This is a genomic window from Microcystis aeruginosa NIES-4325 (assembly GCF_008974145.1).
GTDB lineage: Bacteria > Cyanobacteriota > Cyanobacteriia > Cyanobacteriales > Microcystaceae > Microcystis > Microcystis aeruginosa_G.
The window spans coordinates 1-6,903 of sequence record NZ_BJKP01000063.1; the positions used below are offsets into that span (position 1 = coordinate 1).

General features: G+C 45.8%; 7 protein-coding genes. 4 read left to right on the forward strand and 3 right to left on the reverse strand.

Annotated features, from left to right (window positions below):
• Positions 1 to 216 precede the first annotated feature (216 nt).
• Positions 217 to 1,203: a vitamin K epoxide reductase family protein gene (locus MiAbW_RS18555; protein ID WP_151697293.1), complete on the reverse strand. Its 987-nt coding sequence runs from the start codon at positions 1,201 to 1,203 to the stop codon at positions 217 to 219.
• A gap of 186 nt (positions 1,204 to 1,389) precedes the next feature.
• Positions 1,390 to 2,241, reverse strand: coding sequence for a photosystem I biogenesis protein BtpA (btpA, locus tag MiAbW_RS18560; protein WP_004158629.1), 852 nt, complete (start codon positions 2,239 to 2,241; stop codon positions 1,390 to 1,392).
• A 181-nt stretch (positions 2,242 to 2,422) separates the two neighbouring features.
• Between btpA and rimO the strand changes: the two genes are divergently transcribed.
• The 3 genes from rimO to MiAbW_RS18575 all read left to right on the forward strand — a co-directional run bounded on the left by rimO (position 2,423) and on the right by MiAbW_RS18575 (position 5,877).
• Complete coding sequence (rimO, locus tag MiAbW_RS18565; protein ID WP_151697294.1) at positions 2,423 to 3,736, forward strand: 30S ribosomal protein S12 methylthiotransferase RimO; 1,314 nt, start codon at positions 2,423 to 2,425, stop codon at positions 3,734 to 3,736.
• A 41-nt stretch (positions 3,737 to 3,777) separates the two neighbouring features.
• Positions 3,778 to 5,217 (forward strand): DEAD/DEAH box helicase, encoded by a 1,440-nt coding sequence (locus MiAbW_RS18570; protein WP_151697295.1) that lies wholly within the window; start codon positions 3,778 to 3,780, stop codon positions 5,215 to 5,217.
• A 225-nt stretch (positions 5,218 to 5,442) separates the two neighbouring features.
• Positions 5,443 to 5,877: a DUF4332 domain-containing protein gene (locus MiAbW_RS18575; protein ID WP_151697296.1), complete on the forward strand. Its 435-nt coding sequence runs from the start codon at positions 5,443 to 5,445 to the stop codon at positions 5,875 to 5,877.
• Positions 5,878 to 5,905: 28 nt separating this feature from the next.
• On the opposite strand, the gene MiAbW_RS18580 is transcribed toward MiAbW_RS18575, so the two are convergent.
• Complete coding sequence (locus MiAbW_RS18580; protein ID WP_151697297.1) at positions 5,906 to 6,259, reverse strand: phenylpyruvate tautomerase MIF-related protein; 354 nt, start codon at positions 6,257 to 6,259, stop codon at positions 5,906 to 5,908.
• A 170-nt stretch (positions 6,260 to 6,429) separates the two neighbouring features.
• Between MiAbW_RS18580 and MiAbW_RS18585 the strand changes: the two genes are divergently transcribed.
• Positions 6,430 to 6,903, forward strand: a 474-nt coding sequence (locus tag MiAbW_RS18585; RefSeq protein ID WP_172967398.1) for a Uma2 family endonuclease, incomplete at its 3' end; no start/stop codon positions are given.

Sequence of the window (6,903 nt, forward strand, 5' to 3'; positions counted from 1 at the left end):
TTCTCTACATAATCAATTACTTTTTTTCTCAAGTCTAGGCTATAGGACATTTTTCTGTATGGGTTGCTTGTTTTTCCTTATTTTACCCTATTTTTTACTTGTATCATACTTATTTGAAATGACTATAATTAGACACCAGCTATAACGACATCGAGATAATAGACAACAATAAAGGCTGAACAAGGTTCAGCCTCCAGTATAAATTTTAACCCTTTCCTACTTGCGCCCCGGAACTGTATATTTAAAATTCATCGGGCCAGTATAACCAGAAATCTCCGCTAATTTCTCTAATCTTTGGGTTCCCGAATATTCTTGACCCTTAATAATCCAAGTGGGGAAACCTTTAATTCCGGCATCGCGACAAGCTTGGGGATTACCATTAACCCCTTGTGGATCGCATTCGATATAAACCCCTTCTTTTTTGAGGATTTCTCCCGCTTCCTTACCAAATAACTGTTTTTGATCGTAACAATGGGGACACCAAAAAGCCCCGTATTCTTTCGCACCAATTGCTTTTAAATGTTTAGCCAGGGCGATTTCTGCCTCTCCTGAAACCGTGGTTACTTCCCAACCGTGGGGAGGTGTAGCAGCTGTCATTGGCCGGGTAATTTCTTCTTTTCCTCCTGCCACCGTCGGGGAATTTACTCCCGCATAAACTGCTAAAGTTCCCACCAAAGTAATCATCGCCACCACAACCATCGGCAGTATAATTTGTCCTAAACCTTCCCATTCGCGACCGACAATTGTGAGAATTAATAAGGTTAAAGCGAACAAAGCCGAAGTGATGCAGTAGGGACACAATTCCTGTAATTCCGTGGCTAGAATATACATTAAATAACCACTAAATACCGCCATCGCCGTCGCCCCCGCTAACAGCAATAACCAAGTATTATTTTCTAAACTTTTGCGGAGATTTTTCTGGGTTTCCCCATTAATAAATAGAGGACTGAGGGCAAAAACTGCCATGGCAATATAGGACAAAAAACCGAACAAACTCAAGGGCAGCCCGAAAACCGTAGCGTAGGGACTATTCAGAACACCACTACAACCAGCCCCATCACTAGCCCCGGCGGTACAGGCCGCAGCCCCTCCCGTCAGTTTAGTAATGGTTAAATAGCCGGTCAGAATCGCCCCCACGATCGAAACGCCCCCAATTAGAGGCCGGGAGTAGCGATGAATCCAAGGTACAGAACGACGACGCATAATATTATTTAGATTAAATTACAGCAGAATTCAGGAGTCGGGAGTCGGGAGTCAGGAGAGAAATCTAAATGCACTTTGTTGAAGGGAAAAATTCCCCAACCATATTGTGTTAATTAGGACGTTTTCAATTCCTAAAAACTTAGGATCGCACCACGGCCGATAACTATCCGCCATTCTAGCAAGGGGTTATGTGGACAGAGGCAAAGAAGGCAGAGAATTATTAATTTTTGCCTTTTGATCGTTGATCTGCCGGGCCGTTTCCACAAATTGCGACACCCGGATCGGATCCACCGGTTCAGTAATTTTGCCATGACGCTTGAGGGAACTAGCCACGATCACCCCATCGGCAGCCGGCAGCAACCGCCCGATATTGTCCAAATCAGCCCCGCTGCCGATAAAAACCGGTGTTCCCTTGGCCGCTGCCACTGCTAGTTCCAAATCCTCAAAACTGGGGGGGCTACCGGTGGCCCAACCGGAGAGGATCACCCCGTCTGCTAGTCCCCGTTCGATCGTATCTTGCACCGCCGTAGTCAGATTAGGCGTTCCCAAGGGGCGGGCGTGTTTAACCAAAACATCCGCTAAAATTTTGACCTCAGACCCCAATTCGCGCCGATAACGCAGGAGTTCGTGGGCTTGACCCTCAATAATGCCCTGATCGGTGGCCATAACCCCCGTTAGCACATTAACTCGAATAAATTGGGCATTGACACAGGTAGCGATCGCTAAGGCACTATGGGCATCATTGCGGAGAACATTAAGACCAATCGGTAAGACCACCAGATTTTTAATGCGATCAACAATTAAAGTCATGGCACTAACCACGGCGGGATCCACCTGTTGCTTAGTAAAGGGGGCATCAAAAAAATTCTCGATAATCAAACCATCGACCCCACCAGCAGCCAAAGCCGTCGCCTCCTGTTCAGCCCGCTCGATCACCGTCTTGAGACTACCACCCCAACGGGGGGAAGTGGGCAGGGGGGCGAGATGAACTACGCCAATAATCGGGTTTTTTGTCTTGAAAGTTGCAATTAAGTTCACAGCGTCTACTACTCTTAGCGTCCCCAACCAGGCACCGCTCACCCATTTTAACAGGGTGAAAGCCTAGCCACGGTTCCACGGGGGGGAAATTATTTTAACTGCTAATGATTTTATCAAGTCCGGAATCCGTTAAAATGTCTTAACATTAAAGAAGTTTAAGATTTGGTTGATACTCGATCGCATGGGCAATAAGCCAACCATCGCTATCTCACACCTAGGCTGTGAGAAAAACCGGATCGACTCCGAGCATATGTTAGGACTGCTGGCCAAGGCTGGCTATCCCGTAGATAATAACGAGGAGTTGGCCGATTACGTTATCGTTAATACCTGTAGTTTCATTCAAGCAGCTAGAGAAGAATCCGTTCGCACCCTCGTGGAACTGGCGGAAGCTAATAAAAAAATTATTATCTCCGGCTGTATGGCCCAACATTTCCAAGATGAACTCCTGACGGAATTGCCGGAAGCCGTGGCTATTGTCGGCACTGGGGATTATCAGAAAATCGTCGAGATCGTGGAACGGGTAGAGACGGGAGAACGAGTCAAAGAAGTCAGCACCGATCCCACTTTTATCGCCGATGAAAATCTGCCCCGTTATCGCACCACCAGCGAGGGAGTCGCCTATCTGCGGGTGGCCGAAGGCTGTGACTATCGCTGTGCTTTCTGTATTATTCCCCACCTGCGCGGTGATCAGCGATCGAGATCGATCGAGTCCATTGTCAAGGAAGCGCGACAATTGGCCAGCCAAGGGGTCCAAGAATTAATTCTCATTTCGCAAATAACAACCAATTATGGGTTAGACTTATATGGCGAACCCAAATTAGCGGAACTCTTGCGAGCGCTGGCAGAAGTCGATATACCTTGGATTCGCGTTCACTACGCTTACCCGACCGGGTTAACGCCAAAGGTTATCGAAGCGATCCGAGAGAGCCCGAATGTTTTACCCTATCTAGACTTGCCGCTACAACATTCCCATCCCGACATCCTGCGGGCGATGAACCGTCCCTGGCAAGGACGAGTCAACGATGGCATTATCGAGCGGATCAAGCAAGCTATCCCGAACGCGGTTTTACGAACGACTTTTATCGTCGGTTTCCCCGGAGAAACCGAGGAACATTTCAGCCATCTGCTGGAATTTGTCAAGCGTCATGAGTTCGATCACGTCGGGGTGTTTACCTTCTCCGCCGAAGAAGGTACAGCCGCTTTTGACCTGCCCGATCCAGTGCCACAGGCAATTATGGACGAACGCCGCGAAAGGTTGATGTTAACTCAGCAACCAATCTCGGAGCGCAAAAATCAAGCTTATATAGGTCATACTGTAGATGTTCTCATCGAACAGGAAAACCCGGAAACAGGAGAATTAATCGGGCGTTCCGCTCGTTTTTCCCCGGAAGTGGATGGCTTGGTTTATGTGACAGGGGAGGCGATTCTAGGTGCGATCGTACAGGTCCGAATCACTGCGGCCGATACCTACGATCTCTACGGCGAAATAGTCTAATTTTTCCATTTTTCTAATTTAATTCCCACAAAACAATCCCTATGACCACTGGTTTCAACAATTTAGGTTTATCCGATAGCCGTCTTCAACACCTAGAAACGCTTGGATTCACTACCCCCACGGAAATTCAAACCAAAGCCATCCCTCTCCTTCTAGAAGGGCATGACATGGTAGGAATGTCGCAAACGGGAACCGGCAAAACCGCCGCCTATTCCCTGCCTTTACTGGAACGCATGGACACCAAAAATCCTAACGTTCAAGCTTTAATCCTCACCCCCACCCGGGAATTAGCCCAACAGGTGGCCAGCGCTATCAAAGATTTCTCTGATGATCGTCGTCTCTTTATCCTGACAGTCTGTGGTGGTCAATCCATGGAACGTCAGATCCGCAGTCTGGAAAAAGGTGTCCAGATTGTGGTCGGGACTCCCGGCCGGGTAATCGATCTGCTAGATCGCAAAAAACTCCATCTCGAATCCCTAAACTGGGTAGTCCTCGATGAAGCGGACGAAATGCTCAGTATGGGTTTTATCGATGATGTTAAGAAAATTCTGCAAGCATCCCCCTCCACCCGTCAAACCGCCTGTTTCTCGGCAACTATGCCCCGGGAAATCCGCGATTTAATCGCTAATTTCTTGAAATCTCCCATTTCTGTGACGGTTTCTCAACCCCAGGCCGCTCCTGCTAAAATCGAGCAGAAAATTTATATGATCCCTCGCGGTTGGACGAAATTAAAAGTCCTGCAACCCCTGTTAGAGATCGAACCCCTAGAATCGGCGATTATTTTCGTCCGCACCAAGCAAACCGCGGCCGAATTAACCAGCAAACTGCAAGAAGCGGGGCAAACTGTGGATGAATACCACGGTAACTTAAGCCAAGTGCAACGGGAACGACTGGTGCAACGTTTCCGCGAGGGCAAAATTAAATTAGTGGTAGCTACGGATATCGCAGCCCGCGGTCTAGATGTGGAAAATCTCAGCCACGTTATTAACTATGATCTGCCGGATAATGCCGAAACCTATATTCACCGCATTGGCCGCACCGGCCGCGCTGGTAAAACGGGAACTGCTATATCTTTAGTAGAACCGATCGATCGGCGTTTATTACGTCAGATTGAACAGCGTTTGCGTCAACGTCTGGAATCTAGTCCCATTCCTAGTCGCACCGAAGTAGAAGCAAAACGCCTGGCCAAGCTGCAAAATCAGCTAAAAGAGGCTTTATCGGGGGAACGTATGGCTTCTTTCTTGCCTTTGGTGCGGGATTTAAGCGCAGAATACGATCCCCAAGCGATTGCGGCGGCTGCCCTGCAAATGATCTACGATCAAAATTGTCCCCAGTGGATGAAAACCGATTGGGAAGTTCCCGCACCGACGAGCAGTAAACCGGTGATTAATAAAACTCCCCGCAGTGGTGGTAGTAAGTACCCCTCTAAGTCGAATAACCGTCCTTCCCTGGACAAAAAAATCGTCTTTCAAGAACGTTAATTTTTAGTTCTTGAATAGATAATTTTAAGAGTTGATAGACCGTTTTGGTTCTATCAACTTTTTTTCTGCGTACAATTAATAAAAACTACACATCGACTTCCTCCTTTTTCCCTTTTTTTAAGAAGATGCCGAAGCTAGGGGGATCGATTCTCACCAGATATCGACCAGCTAATCTGGGCCTGAAGATAACTGCTATAATCTACTTATCAATAGTTAATAATTTCGATGAATCGATCGCAACTTATCCACAGGCAAAGCTGGTTAATTGAACATTTGCCGGGGTTAAGTGACCAAGATTGCCAAAAATTAAAGGATTGCGGTATCGACAACACCGCACAACTTTTGCAAAAAGTTCGTCCGCAATTGGGTAAGGAAAAATTAGCCGTAAGAATGCAAATTCAGGCTAAATATATTAATAAGTGGGTGGCAATGGCGGAATTAGCCTCGATTCCAGCCGTGGGTTGTCAATACTGCGGTTTGCTGGTTCATGCTGGTATTGCTTCCGTCCCACAATTGGCACAGGTATCAATTCAGCAATTGCACCGACAGATTCTCCGCTTTCAGGTGGCTAATCTGCAAAGACGCGATTTATGTCCCGATATTGCGGTGATGTTAGCTTGGATTGAACAGGCGAAAATCCTAACCAGAGAGTTAAAATAAGCCCTATTTACCGAAATTTTGGCATAAATTAACCAAACGTACTGCCATTCCAGCCCCAAAGATAACCTTTCGCCTCGGCAAATTCTAGATAAATGCGATTTTTCGGTATTTCTAAATAAGCCTCAATTTCTTGACAAAAATCACTACTCATGCTTTTAGTTTGAGCGGCAGAAATAGAACCAACACTTTTAATCTCCACATAACACACAGGCTCAAAAGTGCCAGCAAAAGTCATTTTTATCCCCGATTCTAAAGCTGTCATCACATAGGATTCCGGTTTTCCCAGATGTTTAGCTAATTTAGCCGAAAGACTCTGTAAAAGTTGATTAACCGTCTCATCATCGGCGGAGGTGACAGAAGTTTGAATTTTAATTAGAGGCATAGGAAAAATCTCAGAAATATTTTTCTATAATATAACAGTTTTGATAGCAATCACAGATATTCTTTTGCTTCAGATGGCTTCAATTATCGAACCACATAACTCCGGCTAGAGCTTCTTTGATGATACCTAGCTGTTATAATTAAACAAAGCTAGTATAACGGGGAAAAACTATGACAACTCTCGACATTTTACCGGAAGTTACCTGTCCCCCCACCGATTTATGGAGTGATGAACCACCCTTGGAAAGTGATTTACACCTGCAACAGATCATAATTCTTCTCAGTTGTCTAGAATTATTATGGCAAGAGAGAAACGATTACTACGCTTCCGGTAATCTGACTATCTACTATAACGAAGAACAACTGAAAAAGCGCGATTTCTGCGGTTCAGATTTTTTTGTGGTTTTAGATACAGAAAAACGTCCCCGCAAAAGTTGGGTGGTTTGGGGAGAACAGGGGAAATATCCCAATGTGATCATCGAGATTCTTTCTGATTCTACGGCCAATATTGACCGCACTAAAAAGAAAATTCTCTATCAAAATACTTTTCGTACTCCTAATTATTTTTGGTTCGATCCTAATACCTTAGAATTACAAGGATTTAGACTAATTGAGGGACAATATCAAGCCATTTCTGCCAATGAA